The sequence below is a fragment of the Luteimonas granuli genome (assembly GCF_007795095.1).
GTDB classification, from domain to species: Bacteria; Pseudomonadota; Gammaproteobacteria; order Xanthomonadales; family Xanthomonadaceae; genus Luteimonas; species Luteimonas granuli.
The window spans coordinates 1,455,370-1,479,259 of record NZ_CP042218.1 but is presented as its reverse complement, the minus strand read 5'-3'; the positions used below and the strand labels follow the sequence as shown (position 1 = coordinate 1,479,259).

The window sequence follows — 23,890 nt, the reverse complement described above, 5'->3', positions numbered from 1 at the left end:
CCTGTCCGCGCCGTCAGCGCGGTGGAGGTCGCGAGGCGCCATGGAATTCGGTTTCGAGGTGCTGGCCCTGCTGGCGCTGGCGGCCTTCGTCGCCGGCACCATCGATGCGCTGGCCGGCGGCGGCGGGCTGATCACCATCCCCGCGCTGATGGCCGCGGGCATCCCGCCGGTGCAGGCGATCGCCACCAACAAGCTGCAGTCGAGCTTCGGCACCACGAGCGCCGTGCTGGCCTTCGCGCGCCAGGGGCGGATCGATTTCCGGCGCTTCCTGTGGCCCGTCGTGGGTGCGTTCACGGGCTCGGTGGGCGGCGCGATCGCGATCCAGCGGGTGGATCCGTCCTTCCTCTCCGGCCTGGTGCCGGTGCTGCTGGTGGCGATGGCGGCGTATTTCCTGCTCGGCCCGAAGGCCAGCGAAGCCGAGCGCCACGCGCGGCTGGGTCATGCGGCGCTGGTCACCATCATGTTCGCGCTGGGCTTCTACGACGGCTTCTTCGGGCCGGGCACCGGATCGTTCATGGCCACGGCGCTGGTGGCCCTGTTCGGCATGGGCCTTGTGTCGGCCACGGCGCATACCAAGCTCCTGAACCTGGCGAGCAACGTCGCGGCGCTGGCCACGCTGGTGATCGGCGGAAAGGTGCTGTGGTCGGTAGGCCTGGTGATGGCGGTGGCGAGCATCGCCGGCGGCCAGCTGGGCGCGCATCTGGCGCTGGGCCGGGCCGGCGCGCGGCTGATCCGGCCGCTGCTGGTGGTGATGTCGCTGGTGCTGACGACGAAGCTGCTGATGGAGCCGGGGAATCCGCTGGTGGAGTGGGCGAGGTCGATCTGATCCGGTGGCCTCAATGGTATTCAATTTTCCTTGAAGCCGTCACGGGCGCGCGCGAGTCGAGAGCAGGACTCCCATCGCATGTCGCTGAGCCTCACCGAGATCCTCGACCGCGCGCGCCTTCGCCCGCGAGTGGGACGGTGAAACCCGAGCGCGGTAGTGCGTTGATTCAGTTCAGCCCACAGCACCTCTTGTACTTCTTCCCGCTCCCGCAAGGACACGCATCATTGCGCCCCGTCTCCACCTCGCGCCGGATCGGCGTGCGCGGGGTCAACGCCAGGACGCGGTGGTGGTTGAGGTCGGCCATCATCCCCGGGATGTCCAGGATGATCCCCAGCCGCTCGCGGTAGTCGACCGGCATCGCCTCCGCGGTCGGGTCGTCGGGATTGAGCGCCTCACCTGTGAGCAGCCGGTCGATGGCGTCGAAGACGTCCTCGATCCAGTCGTGCGCGTCCAGCCACGCATCCCACTCGTTCTCGCGCAGCGCCACGCCCTCGAAGAAGCCGTGGGCCCAGTCGCTGCCGACGTCGAGCTCGTCCTCGCGCAGGGCGTCGCCGGTGAGCTCCGGATCCTCGGGCAGCCACATCAGCGGCGCCAAGTGGTCGGGCAGGTCGCTGTCGTCGTGGCGCACGCGGGCGGTGCACATGTTCCAGTGGCCCATGAGCAGCTGCTGGACCTGGAGGGCCTCGTCCTCGTCCTGCCAGCGCGGCGGCTTGCCGCCCCAGACCACCGGCTGCCATTCGCTGGGAAGGACCAGCGAGGGCGAGACCGCCAGCGCGGTCAGGAAACCGTCCAGCGCCTCGAGGTTGAAGCCCTTGAACGGGACAGCGCGGCGGTCGAGCAGTTCGGACAGGCGCTCGATCTGCGCGTCGTCGAGGTAGGGCGGGGTCGCGGTCACGGAGGCGGGCCAGTCGGACGGGGGCACGCATGGTAGCCCTGCGGCCGCTGCGCGCGTGACTTCCGGCCCGCGAGGCCGGGGCGGCGGCGGCAGAACATCGCGCGTTCACCGGACTCCCTGGCAACCGGCCGTGGCCACGAACGCTTACCCGCTGCGCTCCGCGATCGCGTCGCCGCCCTGGGTGGTGGTGGCCGTGCTGCTCTATGGTGCGGCCTTCGCGGCCTGGACGTTCTCTGCAGGCTTGCCGATGCACCTGCTCCAGGCGCTGCAGGACGCCAGCGGGGGCTGGCTCCAGCCGACGCTGGGGCTGGCGTTGCTGCTCGGGCTGGGAATGCTCGGGCTGGTATTCGGGCCCGGCCGGCAACGGCCCGGTGGACTGGGCTGGCGTCTGGACGCGCTGCCGCCCGCGTTGGCCGCGACCCTGCTGCTGTGGCTGGCGATGCAGGCATCCACGATCCTCGCCGCGTGCCTGGAAGGCGTGCCGCCCACCTGGCAGGCCGGCTGGGCGCGCGGTGGAATGCTGCCCGGTGCGCTGCTGGCGCAGCTGCTGGGCACCGCGCTGGTCGAGGAAACCGTCTTCCGTGCGTGGCTGTGGCCGCAGCTGGCGCTGCAGGCCGCGAGCCGCGTTCCGGTGCGCTGGGCCTGGATGCTGGCCCTGCTGCTGTCGCAGGCGCTGTTCGCCCTGCTCCACGTGCCGGCGCGACTGGCGGCCGGTGCCGCTCCGGCCGAACTGGCCGGCATGGTGCTGGCCCTGTTCGCGACCGGGCTGGTGCTGGCGCTGATGTATGCCGCCACCCGCAGCCTGTTCTTCGTCGTCGGCGTGCATGCGCTCGGCAACGCGCCCACCCTGCTGTTCGAGGCCCGCGGACCGGAACCGACGATGGTGCTGCTGGCGGCCTCGACCGTGTTCGCGGTCGCGTGGTGGTGGTGGCACCAGCGGGCCGACGGAGCCGGCGTGCCGCCACGAACGACATTGGCATGAGGACATGAGTACATGGGCAACAAGCGACTGATGGGCAAGGTGGCCCTGGTGACCGGGGCGGCGCGGGGAATCGGCGAGGCCATCGCGAGGGCCTTCGTCGCCGAAGGGGCGTGGGTGCAGGTCACCGACATCGATGTGGAGCAGGGCGCCCGGGTCGCCGCCTCCCTGGGTGATCGCGCGGAATTCCTTCGGCTGGACGTTCGCGATGAAACCGACTGGCGCGAGGCCACCGACGCGGTGCTGCGGGCGCACGGGCGGCTCGACGTGGTGGTGAACAATGCCGGCATCACCGGCTTCGAAGGCCATGCCGGCCCGCACGATCCGGAGCACGCCTCGCTCGCGGCCTGGCGGTCGGTCCACGAAACCAACCTCGACGGGGTGTTCCTGGGCTGCAAGCACGCGATCCGCGCGATGCGCGCCACCGGAACCGGGTCGATCATCAACATTTCGTCGCGCTCCGGCCTGGTCGGCATCCCCGCGGCGGCGGCTTATGCGTCGAGCAAGGCCGGCGTGCGCAACCACACCAAGACGGTCGCGCTGTATTGCGCCGGGCAGGGCATGCAGGTGCGGTGCAATTCGATCCATCCGGCCGCCATCCTCACGCCGATGTGGGAGCCGATGCTGGGGACGGGCCCCGAGCGCGACGCGAACATGGCGATGTTCGTCCAGGACACGCCGCTCAGGCGCTTCGGCACGCCGGAGGAGGTCGCGGCGATGGCGGTGATGCTGGCCTCGGACGAGGCCTGCTACATCACTGGCGCCGAGCTCAACATCGACGGCGGCATCCTGGCCGGTTCCGTGGCCGTCCCTTCGCACTAGGCCCGGCCCGCGGCCGCGGACTTACAATGGCGGCCACTGCAGTCTTCCGCGCGCCGATGCATCTCCCCGGTTACCCCGCCACCCGCCACCGCCTCCAGGTCCGCCCGGGCATCGAGATGAGCTATCTCGACGAGGGCCCGCGTGACGGCGAGGTCGTGGTCATGCTCCACGGCAACCCGTCATGGAGCTACTACTGGCGCACGCTGGTGGCGGGACTGTCCGATCCCGCTTCCGGCAAGGGGTACCGCTGCATCGTCCCCGACCACGTCGGCATGGGCCTGTCCGACAAGCCCGACGACGCGCGCAACGCGGTGCCGCGCTACGACTACACGCTGCAGTCGCGCGTCGAGGACCTGGCCACCCTGCTCGACCATCTCGGCATCGACGGCCCGGTGACGCTGGCTGTGCACGACTGGGGCGGGATGGTCGGCTTCGGCTGGGCGCTGTCGCACCAGGCGCAGGTGAAGCGGCTGGTGATCCTCAACACGGCGGCGTTCCCGATGCCGGGGGCCAAGGCCATGCCCTGGCAGATCGCGCTCGGCCGCGACTACGACCTCGGCGAGATGGTGATCCGTGGCTTCAACGCGTTCTCCGCCGGCGCGTCGTGGTTGGGCGTGGCGCGGCGGATGCCGCCCGAGGTGCGCCGCGCCTATGTCGCGCCCTACGACAGCTGGAAGAACCGCATCGCAACGATCCGCTTCATGCAGGACATCCCGCTGTCGCCGAAGGACCGCGCGTGGCCGCTGCTGGAAGAATCGGGCCGTCGCCTGCACGAGTACGCGGGCCTGCCGGTCTTCATCGGCTGGGGGCTGAAGGACTTCGTGTTCGATCGACACTTCCTGGAGCGCTTCCAGGCCGAACTGCCGGGCGCGGAGGTGATGGCGTTCGAGGACGCCGCGCACTACGTTCTGGAGGACAGGCACGAGGTGCTGGTGCCGGCGATCCGCGCGTTCCTGGACCGCAACCCCCTGTAGGAGCAACTGTCTTTTTTCAGACCGAGGCTGGCTGCCAGGGTTTGCCATCCCTGAGCATGGCGTTGATCTGCCCGAGGAAGGCGCGCATGCAGGCAACCAGGGCCACCTTGGCGCATTTGCCGCGGCTCCTTAGAGCCTCATAGCGTCGCTTCAGGGCGGGCTGGGCGCGGATGGCGCTCCATGTGGCCATGTACAGCACGCGCCGGATTCCGGCACGGCCGCCCTGGATGCGCCGCAAGCCGCGCTTGCCGCCGCTGTCGGCGTTGTAGGGAGCAACGCCGACCAGGGCGGCGATCTGCCGGCGTTCGATCTGCCCCAGCTCGGGCAGGAAGGCGATCAGGGTGGCGGCGGTCACCGGGCCGATCCCGGGTACGGCCCGCAGTTGGGCGGAACGCTCGCTGTCGGCGTCAGCCACGGCTTGGGTGATGGCCTTGTCCAGCAGCGCGATCTCCGCCTGCTGCGCGCGCAGCAGGCGCTTCAGGCTGGCCACCACCAGCGGCTGGCCCTGTACCTGCTGCAGCCGACGCCGATCGTCGTCGCGTTGCTGCACCACCTGCGCACGGCGTTGCACCAACGCCTGCAGCCGCTGCTGTTGCGGCGTTTCCGCAGCGGCCGGCGGCATTTCGGTCACCTCCGCCATATGGGCCAGCATGGCCGCGTCGATCGGGTCGGTCTTGGCGGTCCGGCCCATCGCAGTGGCAAACGAGCGCGCCCGGTGCGGTGGCACGCGCACCACCGGCCATTCATCCTGCAGGGCAGCCATCACCGCCCGCTCGTAGCCGCCGGTCGCCTCCAGCAGCACCCGTTCCACCGGCAGCTTCCGCAGCCGCTGCGCCAGCGACCGGTGCCCGGCCGAGCTGTTGGCCACCTCGAACACCTCTCCGTTGGGCCGCAGCGCCACCGCCAGCGTGGCCTTGGCCACGTCGATCCCCACGAACACAGACATCTGCTTCTCTCCTAGACTGGACGGGAGAGCACTCTTGCCGGCCCATGCTTGTGCAGTGCGAGCTGCTGACTCGTTCAACTGTTCGGGCTCTGGCAAGAGCGTGGAGTGCGGGCGCCCTGGCTCCTACACGTGCTTCAGGGCACCCCAGCTTGTCGGCGTCCCGCACTCCGCTCTCACCTGCACGCTAGGCCAAAGCGAAGACACAAGCAGCTATAGCTGCGATGGCCGCCAGGGATCACAGCTGTCGCTGCTCCTGCGGGATCGGATGCCGCGCATCGCGGCTGTAGCCGCTCCTACAGGGGTGGATCAGGCCGCGATGGTGGGCGGCGGCGCGGGCGGAGGCGTGCCGCGGTCGTCGGGAGTGTCGCTGCCGTCCGGGTTGGCGTCGCGGTCGTTGGCCGCGGCCTCGCGCCAGATCCAGTCGGCCGGGGTCAGCACGGGCAGGCCGTGGGCCAGGCGGGCGTGGTCGCACTGCCGGCTGGGTGCGCCTGACTCCCACGAGGCCGCCACGTCGCGGCAGGCCTGCGGGCGGACCGGATGGATGCTGCAGCGGGAGCGGCGGCCGATGTCGGCGTCCAGCGCGATGCAGCGCGGACGGTCGCCACCTGCGGTGCCGCGCATGGCGCGTTCGTGGCTGCGCAGGGGCACGGTCAGCTCGGGCGGGACCCGGCCGCCCAGCGCGGGCTCGGCCTCCGACCAGTGGAAGCTGACCCGGTAGTGGGCGCAACAGGCACCGCAGCTCAGGCAGGGATGGGGCATCGGCGGGGCCGTTGGAGGGCTGGAAGAATTTTTTCCATCGCGCCGGCGTCGCGCAAGGGGGCGCTGCACCGGAGTTGCCGCACGTTATACAGTCCCTCGGAACTGCCTGGAGATTGGCCATGACGCGTGCCGGTTCGATTGCGCTCCGCATCCTTCTGTCGGGGACGTTCCTGTTGGCGACGCCGGCGGAGGCGGAGGCGCAGGACCCGCGTCCCGAGCGCGTTTTCACCACCGGGGAAGCCTTCGACCCCTCCGGGATCCCGGCCTATGCCGGCGACCACGCCGACGTCCATGCGCGCATCGACGCCGACCTGGACGCGCACGTGGCGGGGCTGCAGCGCTGGGTGCGCCAGCGCTCCATCAGCGCCCAGGACGACGGCATCCGCGACATGGCGCAGCTGCTCGCGGACGACCTGCGCGCACTGGGCTTCCAGGAGGTGGAGCTGGTGGAGACGCCGGGGCACCCGGGCGTCCTGGGCCATTACGACGCCGGCGCCGACCGCAGCCTGGTGGTCTACATGATGTATGACGTGCAACCGGTCGAGGACAACTGGCGCATCGACGATCCCTTCGCCGGCGAGCTGGTCGAGCACGAGCTGGGCACGGTGCTGATGGCGCGCGGCGCCACCAACCAGAAAGGGCCGCAGCGGGCCTTCCTCAATGCGGTGGACGCCATCCTCCGGACCCGGGGCACTCTGCCGGTGAACCTGTACGTGGTCGCCGAGGGCGAGGAAGAGCTGGGTTCGCCCAACTTCGGCGCGGTGGTGGCGCCCTGGCTGGACCGGCTGCGGAAGGCGGACGGGGCGTTCTTTCCGATGAACATCCAGGATCCGGCCGGGGACGCGACGCTCAACCTGGGCGTCAAGGGCATCATCTACTTCGAGCTGGAGTCCAGGGGCGGCGAGTGGGGCGGGCCGGCGAAGGCCGAAGTGCACGGCTCGCTCAAGGCGCTGGTGGATTCGCCGGCGCTGCGCCTGGTGCAGGCCATCGCCTCGATGACCACGCCCGACGGCAACACCATCCTGATCCCGGGCTACTACGACGCGGTGAAGGCGCCGGACCTGGCCGAACAGCGCCTGGTCAATGCGCTGGCGCGGGATGCCGACGATCGCCGGATGCAGGAGGCCCTGGGAGTGGCGCGGTGGATCGACGGCGACGAGGGCCGCGACGCCATCGTGCGCAACCTCTACGACCCGACGCTCAACATCGACGGGATCTGGAGCGGCTATACCGGCGAGGGGGTGAAGACCATCCTGCCGCACGTGGCGACGGCCAAGATGGATTCGCGCCTGCCTCCCGGGCTCGAGCCCGACACCGCCTACCGCATGCTGCGCGCGCACCTGGACGCGAACGGCTTCGACCGGATCACGGTGCGGCCGATGTCGGGCTATCCGGCGGCCACGACCTCCGTCGACGAACCGCTGGTGCGGGCCTCGATCGGGGTCTTCAACAAGTACGGCACCCGGCTGCGCGTCGCGCCCTGGCTGGCGGGCAGCGCGCCCTTTTACCAGTTCACCCGTACCCTGGGACTGCCCTTCGTGTTCGGCGGGCTCGGCCACGGATCCGGCGCGCACGCGCCCGACGAATACATGCTGATCCACCCGGCCCCCGGCGTGGAGGCCGCGGGGCTCGCGGAGATCGAGAAGTCCTACGTCGACATGCTGTTCGCCCTGGGAGCGATGGAGGACAGGGCCGGCCCATCGCCATGAACCCGCGGTGCACGGAGCGGCGATAATCTGCCGATGACCGAAGCCTGCAACATCGCCGCGGCGCTGCCGCGGCTGGCCGCCGAGGCGCCGGACCGCATCGCCATGCGCTGTCCCGGCCGGCACGGCCGCTACGGCGTGGCGCTCAGCTACGGTGAACTCGACCGGCGCAGCGATGCCATCGCCGCCGGCCTGGCCCGGCGCGGGATCTCGCGCGGCAGCCGCACGGTGGTCATGGTGCGGCCCACGCCGGAGTTCTTCCTGCTGATGTACGCGCTGTTCAAGGTCGGCGCGGTGCCGGTGCTGGTGGATCCCGGGATCGACAAGCGCGCGCTGAAACAATGCCTGGACGAAGCCGAACCGGACGCGTTCATCGGCGTTCCGCTCGCGATGTTCGCGCGCGCGTTGCTGGGCTGGGCGAAGGCGGCGAGGCTGCGCATCACCACCGGACGTCGTGCCCGCCTGGCCGACGCCACGCTGGCCGAGGTGGAGCGCGAAGGCGCCGGCGCGGGTCCGCAGCTGACCGCCACCGCGCCCGACGACGTCGCCGGCATCCTGTTCACCAGCGGCTCCACCGGGGTGCCCAAAGGCGTCGTGTACAGGCACCGGCACTTCGTCGCCCAGGTCGACATGCTCCGCGGCGCCTTCGGCATCGACGCGGGCGGCGTGGATTTCCCCACCTTCCCGCCGTTCGCGCTGTTCGACCCGGCGCTGGGCCTGACCTCGGTCATCCCGGACATGGATCCCACCCGTCCCGCGAAGGCCGATCCGCGGAAGCTGCACGCGGCGATCGCCCGCTTCGGCGTGACCCAGCTGTTCGGCTCGCCGGCGCTGATGCGGGTGCTGGCCGGGTACGGTGAACCACTGCCCACGATCACCCGCGTGACCTCGGCCGGTGCACCCGTACCCGCCGACGTCGTGGCGAAGATGCGCGGGCTGTTGCCCGACGACGCGCAGTTCTGGACGCCGTACGGCGCGACCGAGTGCCTGCCGGTGGCCGTGATCGAGGGCCGCGAACTGGTCACCCTGCGCGAGCGCACCGCGGCGGGCGCGGGGACCTGCGTCGGCCGTCCGGTGCCGCCGAACGAGGTGCGCATCATCCGCATCAGCGACGAGGCCATCGCCGAATGGTCGGACGCGCTGCTCGTGGAGCCGGGCCAGGTCGGCGAGATCACCGTCGCCGGCCCCTCCGCCACCGACAGCTACTTCAACCGCGAAGCGCAGACGCGGCTGGCCAAGATCCTGGAGAGGGGCGATGGCGATGGCGCGGCCGCCGCGGCCGACCGGATCGTCCACCGCATGGGCGACTTGGGCTGGTTCGACGCCGAAAGCCGCCTCTGGTTCTGCGGCCGGAAGTCGCAGCGCGTGGTCACCGCGGCCGGCACCCTGTGCACCGAGCAGGTCGAACCGGTCTTCGACACCCATCCCGAAGTCCGCCGCACGGCGCTGGTCGGCATCGGCGAGCGGGGACACCAGCGGCCATTGCTCTGCGTCGAACTCCGGTCCGGCATCGGGAAGTCCGAGCACGCGCGCATCGCCGGCGAGCTGCGCCATCTGGGCGAAGGCTTCGTGCATACCGCCGCGGTCGACACCTTCGCCTTCCACCCTGCGTTCCCGGTCGACATCCGCCACAATGCGAAAATCGGCCGGGAGAAGCTGGCCGCGTGGGCCGCGCGCGAGCTGCGCCGCGGCAGGGCATTCGAACCGGTCGGGCAGGAGGCGTAGCAAGGTGCGGGTACTGGTGACGGGCGGGGGCGGGTTCCTGGGCCAGGCCCTGTGCCGCGGACTGGTGGAACGGGGGCACGAGGTCACCAGCTTCAACCGCGGGCGGTACCCGCAGCTCGACGCGATAGGAGTGCGCCAGCTGCAAGGGGATCTCGCCGACCGCGAGTCGGTGATCGACGCCTGCGCCGGCATGGACGCGGTGCTGCACAACGCCGCCAAGGCGGGGGCCTGGGGCAGCTACGACAGCTACCACCGCGCCAACGTCATGGGCACCGGCAACGTGCTGGCCGGCTGCCGTGAGCACTACGTGCCGAAGCTGGTCTACACCTCCACGCCCAGCGTCACCCACCGCGCCACGCATCCGGTGGAAGGGGGCACCGCGGACACCGTCCCCTACGGCGAGCACCTCAAGTCGCCGTACGCGGCCACCAAGCTGATCGCGGAGAAGGTGGTGCTGGCCGCCAACGACGACACGTTGGCCACCGTCGCCCTGCGGCCGCGCCTGATCTGGGGCCCGGGCGACAACCAGCTCGTGCCACGCCTGGCCGAACGCGCCCGCGCCGGTCGCCTGCGCTTCGTCGGCGACGGCATGAACCGCATCGACACCACCTATATCGACAATGCCGCCCAGGCCCACTTCGACGCGCTGGAACGCCTCGACGTCGGCGCCGCCTGCGCCGGCCGCGCCTACTTCATCAGCAACGGCGAACCGATGGCGGTGCGCACGATCCTCAATGCCCTGCTGCGTGCCAGCGGCGCGCCCGAGGTCGAGGCCAGCATTCCCTTCCGCGTGGCCTATGTGGCCGGGGCCGCCTGCGAAGCACTGTGGCCGCTGCTGCGGCTGAAAGGCGAGCCGCCCATGACCCGCTTCCTGGCCGAGCAGCTCAGCACCACGCACTGGTACGACATGGCGCCGGCCACCCGCGACCTCGGATACGTGCCGCGGGTGTCGATCGCCGAGGGGCTGGCGCGGCTGGCCGCCTCCCATGGCTCCGGTGCCGTCACCTTCTGACGACCGGCCCCCGGCAACCATGGCTCCAGCCGTCCGTGTCCCGACGGACTGGAGAGCCGCCATGCTGAGCTACGCCATCATCTTCCTGATCATCGCGCTGGTCGCCGCCGTGCTTGGATTCAGCGGCGTCGCCGGCGCCGCCACCAACATCGCGTGGATCCTGTTCGTCGTGTTCCTGGTGCTGGCCGCGATCTCGTTCTTCCGCGGCCGCAGGGTCTGAGCCGCGCTGCGGGCGCCGTTCCACGCGGCGCGCCGACGGGGCATGCGCCGGCTCCGCTCCGGGGCCTGACGCGGGCGGGCCGGCCGCTACAATGCCGGCCATGGCCCGATCCCCTTCCCCGCTGTCCGGCTTGAAACCGCTGGCCGGCCGCGCACTGGAATCCGCGCTCAACCGCGCGCTGTCCCTGGACGACGACACCCGCCAGGCGCTTTCGCGGCTGGACGGGCGGCACATCGCCCTGCACCTCGCCTCACCGCCGCTGGCGATGTCGATCCGCGTCGATGGCGAGGCCCTGCGCGTGGGTCCCGTGGACGCCGGCGTCGAGCCCGACCTTGCGGTGCGTACCACGCTGGGGGGGACTGGTCGGGCAGCTGCAGGGCCTGCTCGGCAAGGGCGACGACCATGCCACGCCGAGTGGGCGGTTGCGCATCGAAGGCGATGCGGAGCTGGCGCGCGCGCTGCAGCGGATGGCTCAACGCTTCGATCCGGACTGGCAGCGGCCGTTCGTGGTCGCGTTCGGCGAGGTGGCCGGCATGCAGGTGGCCAACGGTGTCGCCGCTGCGCTGACGGGCGCGCGCCGGGCCGGCGCCGGCTTCGCCGCCGCGGCGGCCGAGTACGTGGTGGAAGAATCGCGGGACGTCGTCGGCCGCCACGAGCTCGATGCGTTCCACGATGACGTCGACGTGCTGCGGGACGACGTCGAGCGCCTTGCCGCGCGCATCGCACACCTGGCCGCGGCCGCCGCGGCCGTCGGGGGCGCACGGTGAGATCGGGCCTCCACGCGCTGGGGATCGGGCGCGTCCTGCTCCGCTATCGCCTGCATACGCTGTTCGAGGGCACGTCCGCCGGGCGCTGGCTGTGGCTGCTGCGGCCGTTCGTCCCCCGTGCGAGCAGCGCGGTCACCGGCCTGCCGCGCGGCGCGCGCGTGCGCCTGGCACTGCAGGAACTGGGGCCGATCTTCGTCAAGTTCGGCCAGGTGCTGTCGACGCGGCGGGATCTGGTGCCGGCGGACATCGCCGACGAGCTGGCGCTGCTCCAGGACCAGGTCGCGCCGTTCGACGGCGTGCAGGCGCGGACGATCGTGGAGCAGGAGCTCGGTCGCACGGTGGCCGAGGCGTTCGCGCGCTTCGACATCGTGCCGCTGGCCTCGGCCTCGGTCGCGCAGGTGCACGCGGCGCTGCTCCCGGGCGTCGACGGCGCTGCGCCGCGCGAGGTGGTGGTGAAGGTGCTGCGTCCGGGCATCGACGCGCGCATCGCCGACGACATCCGCCTGCTCAGGCGCATCGCCGACCTGGTCGCGCGCACCCATCCGCGCGCGGAGAAGATCCGTCCGCACGAGGTGGTGGAGGAGGTCGCCGCCACCCTCGCCGCCGAGCTCGACCTGCAGCGCGAAGGCGCCAACGCCTCCGTCCTGCGCCGCCACTGGGACGGCTCGCCGGACCTTTACGTGCCGGCCCCGGTGTGGTCGCACAGCACCGAGCGCATCCTGACCCTGGAGCGCGTGCACGGCATTCCCAGCGACGACATCGCTGCGATCGAAGCGGCCGGCCTGGACCGCAAGCTGCTCGCGGCCAAGGCCGTGCGCGTGTTCTACACCCAGGTGTTCCGCGACAATTTCTTCCACGCCGACGCGCACGCCGGCAACATCTGGGTCGACCCGGATCCGTCGCGGCGGCACAACCCGCGTTTCATCGCGCTCGACTTCGGCATCGTCGGCCAGCTCTCGGGCGAGGACCAGTACTACCTCGCCGAGAATTTCATGGCGATCTTCAACAAGGACTACCGGCGCATCGCCGAGCTGCACGTGCAGGCGGGCTGGATGCCGTCGACGCTGCGCCTGGACGAACTGGAGGCCGCGGTGCGCGGCGTCTGCGAGCCGTACTTCACCCGGCCGCTGTCGGAGTTCTCCCTGGGCGAGGTGCTGCTGAAGCTGTTCCGCACCGCGCAGCGCTTCCAGCTGACCCTGCAGCCGCAGCTGATCCTGCTGCAGAAGACCCTGCTCAACGTCGAAGGCGTGAGCCGGCACCTCGACCCGGAGATCGATATCTGGGCGGTGGCGCGTCCGGTGCTGGAGCGCATCCTGGCCGAACGCTACAGCCCCCAGCGCCTGGCCGCGGAGTTCCGCCGCCGGCTGCCGGAGCTGGCCACGCGCGCGCCGGAGATGCCGGGACTGCTGCACGCCTGGCTGACGCAGCAGGTCGAGGGGCGGCACCGGCTGGGGATGCACTCGGAGCAGATCGCCGAGCTGGCCCAGGTGGTGCGGGCGTCGCAGCGGCGCATCGTGGCCGCGATCCTGGGCGTCGGCCTGCTGGTCGCGGCGTCGGTGCTGTACGGGCTGGAGGCCGGCGGCCCGCGGCTGTGGTCGGTGCCGCTGGCGGCGTGGGTGGCGGGGCTCGGGGGCCTGTGGGCGATCCTGGCCGCGCGCCCGCGGTCGTGATCGCCGACAGTCCCGTGCCCGCCCCCCGTAGGCGCAGCTACAGCTGCGACCCGTCGCAGGACGCGGTTGCGGAAGAGATCGCAGCTGCAGCTGCTCCTGCAGCGGCTCCTGCGGAAGCTGGCGGGACGCTGCAGGTCCTGCATCTGGAAGACAGCTTCGCGGTGGTCGACAAGCCCGCCGGACTGATGGTCCACGACAGCAGGCTGGCGCGCGGCGAGACCGATTTCGCCGCCGACCGCCTGCGCGCGCAGTTCGGGCGTCCGGTGCACCTTGTGCACCGTCTCGACCGTGCCACCAGCGGCTGCCTGCTGCTGGCCTTCGACCGCGACACCGCCTCGGCCCTCGGCAGGTCGCTGATGGCCGGCGAAGTGGACAAGGCCTATCTCGCGGTCTGCCGCGGCTGGCCGGCGGAGGCGGAGTTCATCGTGGATCATCCGCTCGACGGCGGCCCGGGCAAGCCGCAGAAGAAGCCGGCGGTGACGCGTTTCGAGCGCCTGGCCATGACGGAGCTGCCGATTCCCTCGGCCGGCTTCGAGACCTCGCGCTACACGCTGCTGCGCGCCTGGCCGCAGACCGGACGCTTCCGGCAGATCCGCCGCCACCTGAAGCATCTTTCGCACCATCTGATCGGCGACACCAGCCACGGCGACGGCCGGCACAACCGCAGCTTCCGCCTGCTCGGCATCCACCGCATGCTGCTGCACGCCGAGCGGCTGGCGTTTCCGCATCCGCGCGACCCGACGCGGCGTGTCGAGGTGGTCGCGCCGCCCGACGCGGAGTTCGCGCGCGCCCTGGCATTCTTCGAGCGATGAGCACGCCCGCCGCCATCCGGATCCCGGAGGACGAAATCGTCGAACGCTTCGTGCGCGCGTCCGGCCCCGGCGGCCAGAACGTCAACAAGGTCGCGACCGCGGTGGAGCTGCGCTTCGACATCGCCAGCTCGCCCACGCTGCCCGACGCGGTGCGCGCCCGGCTGCTGGCCAAGCGCGACCGCCGCGTCACCGAGGAGGGCGTGCTGGTGCTCAATGCCCAGCGCTTCCGTACCCAGGAGCGCAACCGCCAGGATGCGCGCGAGCGGCTGGCGGCCTTCATCGAATCCGGACGGCATGCGCCGAAACCGCGAGTGGCCACGAAGCCCAGTCGCGCGGCGAAGGCGCGGCGGCTGGATGCCAAGCGCGAGCGTAGTACGATCAAGCGCGGCCGCACGGGCCGCGACTGGGACTGATGCGGACAGGGGCGCATGGGCCGAGCGAACGACGACATCCTGCCCGTGCTGCCGGCGAACGTGCCGCGGGTGAAGCCGAACCGGTTCACGCGATGGCTGGGCCGCAGCATCCTCCGCCTCGGCGGCTGGCGCATGGTCGGGGAGTTCCCCGACGAGCCGCGCGTGGTGCTGATCGCCGCGCCGCATTCGTCGAACTGGGACGGCATCTGGGGCTTCGCCGCCAAGCTCGGGATGGGCCTGGACATCAAGATCCTCGGCAAGCGCGAGCTGTTCTGGTGGCCGCTGGCGCCGCTGCTGCGCGCGCTGGGCGTGATCGCGGTGGACCGCAGCCGCTCGGCCGGGGTGGTCGAGCAGGTGGCGGAGATGATCCGCGGCAGCGAGCGCTTCTGGTTCGGACTGGCGCCGGAAGGCACGCGCCGGCGCGTGGAGCACTGGAAGAGCGGCTTCCTCAAGGTGGCGCGCGCGGCGGACGTGCCGGTGGTGCCGGTGTACTTCCACTATCCGGACCGGGTGATCGGAGTGGGTGCGCCGTTCCGCGTCGGCGACGACGATGCCGCGGAGATGGCGCGGGTCCGCGAGTGGTACCGGCCGTGGCAGGGGCGCAACCGCGGCTCGGTCTGAAGCGGTATCTTCGCAGGCCGCACTGGCGGTCGGACAACTGGAGGAGCAGGAATGAAACGATCGGGTCTTGTGGCGATGATGCTCGCCACGCTGGCATGGGCGCCGCTGGCGGCGGCCGCGGAGCCCGTGCTCGCCATCCACGGCGGTGCCGGCGTCGTCCGCGCCGGTCTGTCCCCCGCGGACGAAGCCGCGGCGCGCGCGGGCCTGGAACGCGCGCTGCGCGCCGGCCACGCGAAGCTGCAGGCGGGCGCCCCTGCGCTCGATGCGGTGGTCGCCGCCATCACCGTGCTCGAGGACGACCCGGCCTTCAACGCCGCGCGCGGCGCGGTGTTCACCCACGACGGCCGCAACGAGCTCGACGCCTCGATCATGGACGGACGCGACCGCGGCGCCGGTGCGATCGCCGGCGTCACCCGCGTACGCAACCCGATCCTGCTGGCGCGCGCGGTGATGGAACATTCGCCGCACGTGATGATGGCGGGCAGCGGCGCGGAGACCTTCGCCGAGGCACAGGGCATCGAGCTGGTCGATCCCTCGTACTTCCGTACCGAGCGGCGCTGGGAGCAGCTGCAGCGTGCCTTGCGCGAGGAGGCCACGGAGGGCGCGGAGGCCGGCGCCGCCGTCGATGGAAGGCGCGACGGCAGAAAGTATTTTGGCACCGTGGGCGCGGTGGCCCTGGACGCGGACGGCCATCTGGCCGCGGGCACGTCCACGGGCGGCATGACCAACAAGCGCTGGGGACGCATCGGCGATGCGCCGATCATCGGCGCCGGGACCTGGGCCGACGACCGCTGCGCCGTGTCCGGCACCGGCTGGGGCGAGTTCTACATCCGCACCGCCGCGGCGCATGAGGTCTGCGCCCGGGTGCGCCACCGCGGCGAGGGCATCGCCGCCGCGTCAGAAGGGGTGATCAACGGCGAAGTGGTGGACGCCGGGGGCAATGGCGGCGCGATCGCGCTGGATGCAACCGGCAACGTCGCCTTCCCGTTCAACACCGAGGGCATGTACCGCGGCTGGATCGGCGCCGACGGCGTGCCCCACGTGGCCGTGTTCGCGGACGAGGCGCTGCCGCTGCCCGCGGACTGAAGCCCGGGTCGCCTAGCGCTCCGAGTGCCCGCTGTCCTCGCGGCTCCGGCGCACGAACAGATCGGGCCGGATGAGGTCGATGAAGGCGCGCGCCTGCTGCGACAGCACCTTGCCCTTGCGCACGAGTACGCCGTAGCTGCGCGCCGGGAACCAGGCATCCAGCGGGCGGATCGAGAGGTGTTCCGCGTCGGCGTCGTCCAGGCAGATCGAGCTGACGATCGAGATCCCCAGGCCCATGGCCACGTACTGCTTGATCACCTCCCAGCCGCCGACCTCGAGCGAGACCGAGTACGGCATCCGCGCCTGCTGGAACACCAGGTCCACCAGGCGCCAGGTGACCTGGCGCTGCGGCGGCAGGATCAGCCCGTGCCGCGAGATCGCCTCCAGCGTCAGCCGCGGCATGGCCGCCAGCGGGTGGTCGCGCGGCGCGATCAGCATCGGAGTGAACGAGTACACCGGCACGTAGCTGAGGTCGGCGGGCACGTCGAGCATCGAACCGATCACCAGCTCCACCGTGTCCGCGCGCAGCAGGTCGGTGCCGTCGGCGCTGATGGTGTTGTGCAGGCGCAGGCGCACGTCGGGATGCTGCTCGCGGAAGGCGCCGACGATGCGCGGCAGCAGATAGAGAATGGTCGAGCTGTTGGCGGCGATCTCGAGCTCGCCGGCGTCCATGCCCGCCAGCTGGCGGCGGAACGCGGCGGGCAGGGCGTCGATGCCCTCGACCAGCGGCCGGGCGAGTTCGTACAGGGCCTCGCCCTCGCGCGTGGGCAGCATTCGCCGCCCGCTGCGCTCGAACAGCGGCGCGCCCATCTCGCGTTCGAGCGCCTGCAGCTGCTGGCTGACGGCGGGCTGGCTGACGTACAGGGCCTCGGCCGCGCGTGAGACCGAGCCGAGGCGCGCCACCTGGCAGAAGGCCCGGAGCGGCTTGAGACGGTCGCCCTTGTAGGCGAACCGGGGAGCGCGGGAAGGGTCCACGGCCGCATTCCTGCTTGTATATAAGCGTTACTTATCAATCGCATTGCAATATGTGTTTTGTCAAATAGTCAGGCGTGGGGGGATGGTGGTCGCGAGCCACACCGGAACCGACCATGTCCGCAGCCCCCCGTTCCGCCGTCCCCGAAGCCCGGCCTGCGCCCGGTGCGGCTCCCGCGCCCGACCTGCTGGACCGTGACGCCCTGGTCCTGCTGGCCGGCCTGCACCAGCGCTTCGAGTCCCGGCGCCGGCGCCTGCTGGCCGCGCGCCGCGAGCGCCAGGCCGTGTTCGACGCCGGCGGACTGCCGGACTTCCGCGCCGACACCCGCGCCATCCGTGACGGCGACTGGCGCGTGGCGCCCCTGCCCCGGGCCCTGCTCGACCGCCGGGTCGAGATCACCGGGCCGGTGGATCCGAAGATGGTCATCAACGCGCTCAATTCCGGCGCCAACTGCTACATGGCCGATTTCGAGGACTCGACCGCGCCGACCTGGGACGCGCTCCTCGCCGGCCAGCGCGCGCTGCGCGAGGCGGTGGGCGGCACGCTCGCCTTCGATGCCGACAACGGCAAGTCCTATCGCCTGAAGCCCGAAGCCGACCGGGCCGTGCTGATCGTGCGCCCGCGCGGCTGGCACCTGGACGAGAAGCATCTGCTGGTGGAGGGCGTCCGGATCTCGGCCAGCCTGTTCGACGCCGGCCTCTTCTGCCTGCACAACGGCGCCGCGCTGGCGGCGAAGGACCGCGGCCCCTACCTGTACCTCCCGAAGCTGCAGTCGATGGAGGAAGCCGCGCTCTGGAACGACGTGCTGACGCACATCGAGCAGGCGCTGGGCCTGCCGGCGGAGTGCATCAAGGTCACGGTGCTGATCGAGACCCTGCCGGCGGTGTTCGAGATGGACGAGATCCTGCATGCCCTGCGCGACCGCGTCGCCGGGCTCAACTGCGGGCGCTGGGACTACATCTTTTCGTACATCAAGACCTTCCGCGCCCACCGCGACCGGGCCCTGCCCGAGCGCGGCCAGGTGGGCATGACCCAGCCGTTCCTGAAGGCGTACTCGGAGCTGCTGGTGCGCACCTGCCACCGCCGCGGCGCGCACGCGATGGGCGGCATGGCGGCGCAGATCCCGGTTTCCGGCGACCCGGAAGCGAACGAGGCCGCGCTGGCGCGGGTGCGCGCCGACAAGGAGCGCGAGGCGCGTGCCGGGCATGACGGCACCTGGGTGGCGCATCCGGCGCTGGTGCCCCTCGCGAAGGAGATCTTCGACGCGGTGATGCACGGGCCGAACCAGCACGATGTGGTGCGCGATGACGCCGTCGCCGACCGCGACGCGCTGATCGGGCCCCCGCCGGGGACCATCACCCGCGCCGGCTTCGAGGGCAACGTCGAGGTCTGCGTGCGCTACCTCGCCGCCTGGCTCGACGGCAACGGCTGCGTGCCGATCCACTGGCTGATGGAGGACGCCGCCACCGCCGAGATCGCGCGCGCGCAGCTGTGGCAGTGGCTGCACGCGCGCGATCTCGGCGGTGACCCGGCGTGCCTCGACGACGGCACCCTGATCGACGACCGCCTGTTCGGGCAGGCGCTGCTGGACCTCCCTTCGCGCCTGGCCGCGCAGGGGCCGATTCCCGGCGCCGGCCGCGTTGCCGAAGCCATCGGAATGCTGGGAGAGCTCACCCGCAGCGACACGCTCGAGGAGTTCCTGACGTTGTCCGCGTACGAGCGGCTTGCCTGAGGCCGCGACACCGCCCCCTGCAGGAGCGGCTATAGCCGCGACCCGAATCCCGTCCGCGGCTATAGCCGCTCCTGCATGCCGAACCCATCCCCACTGGAGATCCACGATGAGCACGAAGCTTCCGACCGCCAGCGAGATCCGCCGCGACTGGACCACCAGCCCGCGCTGGGCGGGCATCGTCCGCAACTACGACGCCGAAGACGTGGTGCGCTTGCGCGGCACCGTGCACGTCGAGCATTCGCTGGCCCGCCTGGGTGCGGAGAAGCTCTGGAACTCGCTGCACGAACGTCCCTACGTCAACGCCCTCGGCGCGCTTACCGGCAACCAGGCCATGCAGCAGGTCAAGGCCGGGCTGAAGGCGATCTACCTCAGCGGCTGGCAGGTGGCGGCCGACGCCAACCTCGCGGGGCAGATGTATCCCGACCAGTCGCTGTACCCGGCCGACTCGGTGCCGGCGGTGGTCAAGCGCATCAACAACGCGCTGCTGCGGGCCGACCAGCTGCACCACGCCGAGGGCGACGACTCGATCGACTTCCTGCAGCCGATCGTGGCCGACGCCGAAGCCGGCTTCGGCGGCGTGCTCAACGCCTTCGAACTGATGAAGGCGATGATCGAGGCCGGTGCCGCCGGCGTGCACTTCGAGGACCAGCTGGCCTCGGTCAAGAAGTGCGGCCACATGGGCGGCAAGGTGTTGGTGCCGACCCGCGAGGCGGTGGAGAAGCTCAATGCCGCGCGCCTTGCCGCCGATGTCTGCGGCGTGCCGACGCTGATCGTCGCGCGCACAGACGCCGAGGCGGCGGACCTCCTGACCAGCGACATCGACGGAAACGATCGCCCGTTCACCACCGGCGAGCGCACGATCGAGGGCTTCTACAAGACCCGCAACGGACTGGACCAGGCCATCAGCCGCGGTCTGGCGTATGCGCCCTACGCGGACCTCGTCTGGTGCGAGACCGGCAAGCCGGATCTCGGCTTCGCGCGGGCGTTCGCCGAGGCGATCCACGAGAAGTACCCCGGCAAGATGCTGGCCTACAACTGTTCGCCCAGCTTCAACTGGAAGAAGAACCTCGACGACGCGACGATCGCCACGTTCCAGGACGAGATCGCGGCGTATGGCTACAGGTTCCAGTTCATCACCCTGGCCGGCTTCCACGCGCTGAACTATTCGATGTTCAACCTCGCCCACGGCTACGCACGCCGGCAGATGAGCGCCTTCGTGGAACTGCAGGAGGCGGAATTCGCCGCCGCCGACCGGGGTTTCACCGCGGTGAAGCACCAGCGCGAGGTCGGCACCGGTTACTTCGACGCCGTCACCCAGGCGATCCAGCAGGGCCAGTCCTCGACCACCGCACTGGCCGGCTCCACGGAAGAGGAACAGTTCCGCACGGCCGCGGCCTGACGATCCGCCGGCGGCGCGCGCTCATGCGGGAGCCGCCGGCCACGCCGATTGCGGATCATTCCGCGCTTCGGAACTCCACCACCCGGGCCTCCGTCACGTGCGTGATCCGCCCGCCATCCCAGTGGTACTGCAGGTGCGGTCCCTGCCGCACCGGCTTCAGGAGGTCCGGATAGAACGCCGCCAGGCAGGTGCCGCCGGGTGCCCGCACGCTGTCGTAGACGACGCCGTTTCCGCCAGCTTCGCGCAGTTCCACCGCGAAGCGCTGGCTGGCCGCATAGCTGTCCGGATCGTGCAGTCGGGGATGTCCGCCACGGATGTCGTGGAAGCGCCCGTCGACGTCGCCGAGGTAGCAGCGCATGTCCAGCACGCAGGCGGGTTCGCGCGTGGCGCGCAGGAAGCGCGACTTGTGGAACACCGTCTCGGCCACGGCCGTCCGCTGTTCGCGCGCGCAGTAGTACACGCCGAACCAGCCGGGGGTGAAGCGCGATCCCCCGGGATTGAGATGGGTGAACGCGGCCATGATCGGCGTGGTCCCCGGTCCGGAGATGCGCCGCTCGGGGGGCACCAGCGCGATCGTGCCGAGGGCCTCGCGCATGCGCGGGTTGGTCATCGCCTCCAGGTCGTGGAGGGCCGGGATGTCAGCCGGATCGGCGATGGCATCGAAGACCCCCACCGGCGGGAAGCGGCTCGACACCACGCGGTATCCCGGCCGGAACCGCACGCGGGCGGTGGCCGTCACCTGCATCAGCCCCAGCCCCGTTGGGCATCCAGGTACTGGCGCACCACGAACAGGTCGGCCACGTGCCCGCCGAGCATGCGTTCCAGGGCCGGTCTGCCGCCGAACAGGGGCGCATCGTTGGGGCGGCCGATCCATTCATCGGCCTGGCGCTCATTGCCGAAGATGAGATGCAGCGCCTTGTAGATGCCGAGCACGTAGCTGATCCGCTCAAGCACGTCGTGGGGCAGCTGGCCGGACAGATCGCGCTTCCAGCGGTAGAACGTGGAGCGGCCGGGGCTGCCGAGCAGCACGCGCTCCTGCTCGTTGCCGAGTCCCCAGAGTGCGGTGATACGGAAGAAGGCGCGCAGCGCCGGGGCCGCCAGATCACGACGGAAAGGCGCCTCGGCAACATGGAACCGGGTCATTGGGAGTGTCCCCAAGTGGACAGTCAGCGGAATGGTAGTCCCAATCGGGACTCCCTGCAACGAGGCCGGCGGGTCCGTCAGGAAGCGGCCGCCTGCGCCCGCGGATCGAAGCCGCGATAGCCCAACGCCTCGGCCAGGTGCGGACGCGCGATCGGTCCTCCGCCGGAGAGATCGGCGATCGTGCGCGCCACGCGCAGGATCCGGTGCATGGCGCGCGCCGACAGCTGCAGGTTCTCGATCGCGTGCTCCAGGAGCGCCTGGTCGTCCGCCTGCAGGCGGCAGTGTGCGACGGTGCCGGCCTGGTCGAGATGGGCGTTGAGCACGCCGGCGCGTTCGAGCTGCACTGCGCGGGCAGCCTCGACCCGGACGCGCACCGTCGCGCTGGGTTCGCCGGCGGGCGCGTCGGGCCGAAGCTCGGTGGGCGGAACGCGCGACACGTCGACGTGCAGATCGATGCGATCGAGCAGCGGTCCGGACACCCGGGAGCGATAGCGTTGCACCAGGTCGATGCTGCACTGGCATCGGCCGGAGGCATCCCCGGCCCAGCCGCAGGGGCAGGGGTTCATGGCCGCCACGAGCTGGAAGCGCGCGGGGAACTCGCTCTGCCGCGCGGCACGGGAGACGGTGACCGTCCCTGATTCCAGCGGCTCGCGCAGCACCTCCAGCACATGTCGGTTCCATTCGGGCAGTTCGTCCAGGAACAGGACGCCGTTGTGCGCGAGCGAGATCTCGCCGGGGCGCGGTTCGCTGCCGCCGCCCGCCAGGGCGATGGCGCTGGCGGTGTGGTGCGGAGCGCGGAACGGCCGCTGCCGCCACCGCGCCGGGTCGATCCCGCGACCGCTGACCGATGCGATGGCCGCGGTCTCCAGCGCCTCGGCCTCGCTGGCTTCGGGCAGGATGCCGGGCAGGCGCGAGGCGAGCAGGGTCTTGCCGCAGCCCGGGCTGCCGGCCAGCAGGAGGTGGTGGCTGCCGGCGGCGGCGATTTCGAGCGCCCGCCGGGCGCGCAGCTGGCCGCGCACATCGGCCAGGTCCGGCGCGCCGGCGCCGGGGCCGCCGACCGCTGCGCCGGCCTGCGCCTTCGGCAGCGGCCTGCGCCCGGCCAGGTGGGCGCAGACCTCGGACAGGGTGCGGGCCACGCGCACGTCCACGCCGCGGGCGAGCGCCGCCTCGGGCCCGTTGTCGGCGGGCACCACCAGCACCCGGCGGGCCGCACCGCAGGCCAGGGCTGCCGGCAGCACGCCGTCGACCGCGCGGAGTTCACCAGTCAGCCCCAGCTCGCCCAGGAATTCGTGCCCGGCCAGCGCCGTGCGTTCCAGCTGTCCGCTGGCCGCGAGGATGCCCAGCGCGATCGGCAGGTCGAAGCGCCCGCCGCCTTTCGGCAGGTCGGCCGGCGCCAGGTTGACCGTGGTGACCCGCGGCGGGAACTCGAACTGCGCGCAGCGGATGGCGGCACGCACGCGGTCCTTCGATTCGCGCACCGCGGCCTGCGGAAGGCCGACTATCGACATCCGCGGCAGCCCTCCGCTCATGTAGACCTCGACCGTGACTTCCGGCGCGCGCACGCCAGCGCGTGCACGGCCGTGCACGATCGCAAGTCCCGCCACGGCGGTGGCCTCAGTGCGGCTGCTGGGGTGATTGCGGCGGCATGGGCGCGGTCGGGGCGCCGGCCGCCAGCTGGGCCTCGAGCTGTGACACCTGCGCCTGCAGCGCCTCCAGCTTCTCGCGTGTGCGCAGCAGCACCGCCTGCTGCACGTCGAACTCCTCGCGGGTCACCAGATCCAGCCGCGCCAGCCCCGCCTGGAGCACGGACTTGAAGTTCTCCTGCAGTTCCTCGCGGCCTTCGCGCAGGCCGGGGGGCACCAGGCTGCTGAGGCGGCGGGCGAGGTCGTCGATGTGGCCGAGGTCGATCATGGGGTGTCCTCCGGTGTTGGCGGCAGCTTGGCCGCGGCGCGTCTCCCGCGCCATCGGCCGGACGCGCGCCGGTATATGGGAAAAGCCCGTCCGCCGCCCGGGCCGCGGTATCCTGCGCGCACTGCAAGCGGAGGCCGCGTGATGAAGATGATCATGGCGATCATCAAGCCGTTCAAGCTCGACGACGTGCGCGAGGCGCTGTCGGAGGCCGGCGTGGCCGGCATCACCGTGACCGAGGTGAAGGGCTTCGGCCGCCAGAAGGGCCATACCGAGCTCTACCGCGGCGCCGAGTACGTGATCGACTTCCTGCCCAAGATCAAGCTCGAGGTCGCGGTGACCGATGACCAGGCCGAGCTCGTCACCGAGGCCATCCTCAAGGCCGCCTCCACCGGCAAGATCGGCGACGGCAAGGTCTTCGTCTACGACCTCGAGCGCGCGGTGCGCATCCGCACCGGCGAACTGGACGCGGACGCGCTCTGAAGGAACTCCCGCGAGCCTG

24 protein-coding genes and 1 pseudogene are annotated in these 23,890 nt (G+C 71.3%); 17 read left to right on the top strand and 8 right to left on the bottom strand.

The window, feature by feature from the left end; translation table 11 throughout:
• The first annotated feature begins 40 nt into the window (after nucleotides 1–40).
• Nucleotides 41–826 carry a TSUP family transporter gene (locus tag FPZ22_RS06760; protein ID WP_144891557.1) on the top strand — a complete coding sequence of 262 codons (786 nt, stop codon included), beginning with the start codon at nucleotides 41–43 and terminating at the stop codon, nucleotides 824–826.
• 166 nt (nucleotides 827–992) lie between these two features.
• Here the strand turns inward: FPZ22_RS06760 and FPZ22_RS06755 are convergent, their stop codons facing one another.
• Nucleotides 993–1,721, bottom strand: a complete 729-nt coding sequence (locus FPZ22_RS06755) for a UPF0149 family protein (protein ID WP_144891555.1) — start codon at nucleotides 1,719–1,721, stop codon at nucleotides 993–995.
• Between the two features lie 130 nt (nucleotides 1,722–1,851).
• Here FPZ22_RS06755 and FPZ22_RS06750 point away from each other — a divergent pair, with 130 nt between their 5' ends.
• From FPZ22_RS06750 to FPZ22_RS06740, 3 genes are read left to right on the top strand one after another with little or no spacing between them, the layout of a single operon-like run.
• Complete coding sequence (locus FPZ22_RS06750; RefSeq protein ID WP_144891553.1) at nucleotides 1,852–2,703, top strand: CPBP family intramembrane glutamic endopeptidase; 852 nt, start codon at nucleotides 1,852–1,854, stop codon at nucleotides 2,701–2,703.
• 12 nt (nucleotides 2,704–2,715) lie between these two features.
• A complete protein-coding gene (locus tag FPZ22_RS06745; RefSeq protein ID WP_144891551.1) occupies nucleotides 2,716–3,522 on the top strand; it encodes a glucose 1-dehydrogenase in 807 nt (268 codons plus the stop codon).
• Between the two features lie 56 nt (nucleotides 3,523–3,578).
• Entirely contained in the window at nucleotides 3,579–4,496 is a 918-nt protein-coding gene (locus FPZ22_RS06740) for an alpha/beta fold hydrolase (RefSeq protein WP_144894005.1), read from the top strand.
• Between the two features lie 16 nt (nucleotides 4,497–4,512).
• Here the strand turns inward: FPZ22_RS06740 and FPZ22_RS06735 are convergent, their stop codons facing one another.
• A complete protein-coding gene (locus tag FPZ22_RS06735; protein ID WP_144890969.1) occupies nucleotides 4,513–5,442 on the bottom strand; it encodes an IS110 family RNA-guided transposase in 930 nt (309 codons plus the stop codon).
• Between the two features lie 306 nt (nucleotides 5,443–5,748).
• Nucleotides 5,749–6,201: a YkgJ family cysteine cluster protein gene (locus tag FPZ22_RS06730; RefSeq protein WP_144891549.1), complete on the bottom strand. Its 453-nt coding sequence runs from the start codon at nucleotides 6,199–6,201 to the stop codon at nucleotides 5,749–5,751.
• A gap of 119 nt (nucleotides 6,202–6,320) precedes the next feature.
• On the opposite strand from FPZ22_RS06730, the gene FPZ22_RS06725 reads away from it, so the two are divergent.
• The 10 genes and pseudogenes from FPZ22_RS06725 to FPZ22_RS06680 all read left to right on the top strand — a co-directional run bounded on the left by FPZ22_RS06725 (nucleotide 6,321) and on the right by FPZ22_RS06680 (nucleotide 16,233).
• Nucleotides 6,321–7,910 carry a M20/M25/M40 family metallo-hydrolase gene (locus FPZ22_RS06725; RefSeq protein WP_144891547.1) on the top strand — a complete coding sequence of 530 codons (1,590 nt, stop codon included), beginning with the start codon at nucleotides 6,321–6,323 and terminating at the stop codon, nucleotides 7,908–7,910.
• A 33-nt stretch (nucleotides 7,911–7,943) separates the two neighbouring features.
• The gene (gene oleC / locus FPZ22_RS06720) at nucleotides 7,944–9,632 is read left to right on the top strand and encodes an olefin beta-lactone synthetase (protein ID WP_144891544.1); all 1,689 of its coding nucleotides are present in this window, start codon (nucleotides 7,944–7,946) and stop codon (nucleotides 9,630–9,632) included.
• Between the two features lie 4 nt (nucleotides 9,633–9,636).
• The gene (gene oleD / locus FPZ22_RS06715; protein WP_144891542.1) at nucleotides 9,637–10,644 is read left to right on the top strand and encodes a 2-alkyl-3-oxoalkanoate reductase; all 1,008 of its coding nucleotides are present in this window, start codon (nucleotides 9,637–9,639) and stop codon (nucleotides 10,642–10,644) included.
• 61 nt (nucleotides 10,645–10,705) lie between these two features.
• The gene (locus FPZ22_RS06710) at nucleotides 10,706–10,864 is read left to right on the top strand and encodes a DUF1328 domain-containing protein (protein WP_144891540.1); all 159 of its coding nucleotides are present in this window, start codon (nucleotides 10,706–10,708) and stop codon (nucleotides 10,862–10,864) included.
• Between the two features lie 100 nt (nucleotides 10,865–10,964).
• A pseudogene (locus FPZ22_RS06705) lies at nucleotides 10,965–11,631 on the top strand (ubiquinone biosynthesis accessory factor UbiJ).
• Nucleotides 11,628–13,301 (top strand): ubiquinone biosynthesis regulatory protein kinase UbiB, encoded by a 1,674-nt coding sequence (gene ubiB / locus FPZ22_RS06700; RefSeq protein WP_144891539.1) that lies wholly within the window; start codon nucleotides 11,628–11,630, stop codon nucleotides 13,299–13,301. The pseudogene FPZ22_RS06705 and the gene ubiB overlap by 4 nt, the downstream one beginning before the upstream one ends.
• Before the next feature lie 128 nt (nucleotides 13,302–13,429).
• A complete protein-coding gene (locus FPZ22_RS06695; RefSeq protein ID WP_425463038.1) occupies nucleotides 13,430–14,113 on the top strand; it encodes a pseudouridine synthase in 684 nt (227 codons plus the stop codon).
• On the top strand, nucleotides 14,110–14,526 hold the full coding sequence (arfB, locus tag FPZ22_RS06690; RefSeq protein WP_144891537.1) for an alternative ribosome rescue aminoacyl-tRNA hydrolase ArfB: 417 nt from the start codon (nucleotides 14,110–14,112) through the stop codon (nucleotides 14,524–14,526). Before FPZ22_RS06695 ends, arfB begins: the two co-directional genes overlap by 4 nt.
• A gap of 15 nt (nucleotides 14,527–14,541) precedes the next feature.
• The gene (locus FPZ22_RS06685; protein ID WP_144891535.1) at nucleotides 14,542–15,147 is read left to right on the top strand and encodes a 1-acyl-sn-glycerol-3-phosphate acyltransferase; all 606 of its coding nucleotides are present in this window, start codon (nucleotides 14,542–14,544) and stop codon (nucleotides 15,145–15,147) included.
• A 51-nt stretch (nucleotides 15,148–15,198) separates the two neighbouring features.
• Entirely contained in the window at nucleotides 15,199–16,233 is a 1,035-nt protein-coding gene (locus FPZ22_RS06680) for an isoaspartyl peptidase/L-asparaginase family protein (RefSeq protein ID WP_144891533.1), read from the top strand.
• Nucleotides 16,234–16,245: 12 nt separating this feature from the next.
• Here the strand turns inward: FPZ22_RS06680 and FPZ22_RS06675 are convergent, their stop codons facing one another.
• Nucleotides 16,246–17,208, bottom strand: a complete 963-nt coding sequence (locus FPZ22_RS06675) for a LysR family transcriptional regulator (protein ID WP_144891531.1) — start codon at nucleotides 17,206–17,208, stop codon at nucleotides 16,246–16,248.
• A gap of 113 nt (nucleotides 17,209–17,321) precedes the next feature.
• On the opposite strand from FPZ22_RS06675, the gene aceB reads away from it, so the two are divergent.
• The gene (gene aceB, locus FPZ22_RS06670) at nucleotides 17,322–18,938 is read left to right on the top strand and encodes a malate synthase A (RefSeq protein ID WP_144891529.1); all 1,617 of its coding nucleotides are present in this window, start codon (nucleotides 17,322–17,324) and stop codon (nucleotides 18,936–18,938) included.
• Nucleotides 18,939–19,044: 106 nt separating this feature from the next.
• Nucleotides 19,045–20,337: an isocitrate lyase gene (gene aceA, locus FPZ22_RS06665; RefSeq protein WP_144891527.1), complete on the top strand. Its 1,293-nt coding sequence runs from the start codon at nucleotides 19,045–19,047 to the stop codon at nucleotides 20,335–20,337.
• Between the two features lie 55 nt (nucleotides 20,338–20,392).
• Here the strand turns inward: aceA and FPZ22_RS06660 are convergent, their stop codons facing one another.
• The 4 genes from FPZ22_RS06660 to ubiK form a co-directional block, all read right to left on the bottom strand.
• Nucleotides 20,393–21,082: an RES family NAD+ phosphorylase gene (locus FPZ22_RS06660; RefSeq protein WP_144891525.1), complete on the bottom strand. Its 690-nt coding sequence runs from the start codon at nucleotides 21,080–21,082 to the stop codon at nucleotides 20,393–20,395.
• Nucleotides 21,082–21,480, bottom strand: a complete 399-nt coding sequence (locus FPZ22_RS06655; RefSeq protein ID WP_144891523.1) for an MbcA/ParS/Xre antitoxin family protein — start codon at nucleotides 21,478–21,480, stop codon at nucleotides 21,082–21,084. Before FPZ22_RS06655 ends, FPZ22_RS06660 begins: the two co-directional genes overlap by 1 nt.
• A 77-nt stretch (nucleotides 21,481–21,557) precedes the next feature.
• Entirely contained in the window at nucleotides 21,558–23,084 is a 1,527-nt protein-coding gene (locus FPZ22_RS06650) for a YifB family Mg chelatase-like AAA ATPase (protein ID WP_144891521.1), read from the bottom strand.
• Between the two features lie 10 nt (nucleotides 23,085–23,094).
• A complete protein-coding gene (ubiK, locus tag FPZ22_RS06645) occupies nucleotides 23,095–23,391 on the bottom strand; it encodes a ubiquinone biosynthesis accessory factor UbiK (protein WP_144891519.1) in 297 nt (98 codons plus the stop codon).
• Nucleotides 23,392–23,532: 141 nt separating this feature from the next.
• Between ubiK and FPZ22_RS06640 the strand changes: the two genes are divergently transcribed.
• Nucleotides 23,533–23,871, top strand: a complete 339-nt coding sequence (locus FPZ22_RS06640; protein WP_132998728.1) for a P-II family nitrogen regulator — start codon at nucleotides 23,533–23,535, stop codon at nucleotides 23,869–23,871.
• Nucleotides 23,872–23,890: the final 19 nt, after the last annotated feature.

What these genes read in the sequence shown, in the direction of transcription:
- FPZ22_RS06760 (WP_144891557.1), top strand. Translation starts at nt 41, where the DNA reads ATGGAATTCGGTTTCGAGGTGCTGGCCCTGCTGGCGCTGGCGGCCTTC.
- FPZ22_RS06745 (WP_144891551.1), top strand. Translation starts at nt 2,716, where the DNA reads ATGGGCAACAAGCGACTGATGGGCAAGGTGGCCCTGGTGACCGGGGCG.
- FPZ22_RS06740 (WP_144894005.1), top strand. Translation starts at nt 3,579, where the DNA reads ATGCATCTCCCCGGTTACCCCGCCACCCGCCACCGCCTCCAGGTCCGC.
- FPZ22_RS06735 (WP_144890969.1), bottom strand. Translation starts at nt 5,442, where the DNA reads ATGTCTGTGTTCGTGGGGATCGACGTGGCCAAGGCCACGCTGGCGGTG.
- FPZ22_RS06730 (WP_144891549.1), bottom strand. Translation starts at nt 6,201, where the DNA reads ATGCCCCATCCCTGCCTGAGCTGCGGTGCCTGTTGCGCCCACTACCGG.
- FPZ22_RS06725 (WP_144891547.1), top strand. Translation starts at nt 6,321, where the DNA reads ATGACGCGTGCCGGTTCGATTGCGCTCCGCATCCTTCTGTCGGGGACG.
- oleC (WP_144891544.1), top strand. Translation starts at nt 7,944, where the DNA reads ATGACCGAAGCCTGCAACATCGCCGCGGCGCTGCCGCGGCTGGCCGCC.
- FPZ22_RS06710 (WP_144891540.1), top strand. Translation starts at nt 10,706, where the DNA reads ATGCTGAGCTACGCCATCATCTTCCTGATCATCGCGCTGGTCGCCGCC.
- arfB (WP_144891537.1), top strand. Translation starts at nt 14,110, where the DNA reads ATGAGCACGCCCGCCGCCATCCGGATCCCGGAGGACGAAATCGTCGAA.
- FPZ22_RS06685 (WP_144891535.1), top strand. Translation starts at nt 14,542, where the DNA reads ATGGGCCGAGCGAACGACGACATCCTGCCCGTGCTGCCGGCGAACGTG.
- FPZ22_RS06680 (WP_144891533.1), top strand. Translation starts at nt 15,199, where the DNA reads ATGAAACGATCGGGTCTTGTGGCGATGATGCTCGCCACGCTGGCATGG.
- aceB (WP_144891529.1), top strand. Translation starts at nt 17,322, where the DNA reads ATGTCCGCAGCCCCCCGTTCCGCCGTCCCCGAAGCCCGGCCTGCGCCC.
- aceA (WP_144891527.1), top strand. Translation starts at nt 19,045, where the DNA reads ATGAGCACGAAGCTTCCGACCGCCAGCGAGATCCGCCGCGACTGGACC.
- FPZ22_RS06660 (WP_144891525.1), bottom strand. Translation starts at nt 21,082, where the DNA reads ATGCAGGTGACGGCCACCGCCCGCGTGCGGTTCCGGCCGGGATACCGC.
- FPZ22_RS06655 (WP_144891523.1), bottom strand. Translation starts at nt 21,480, where the DNA reads ATGACCCGGTTCCATGTTGCCGAGGCGCCTTTCCGTCGTGATCTGGCG.
- ubiK (WP_144891519.1), bottom strand. Translation starts at nt 23,391, where the DNA reads ATGATCGACCTCGGCCACATCGACGACCTCGCCCGCCGCCTCAGCAGC.
- FPZ22_RS06640 (WP_132998728.1), top strand. Translation starts at nt 23,533, where the DNA reads ATGAAGATGATCATGGCGATCATCAAGCCGTTCAAGCTCGACGACGTG.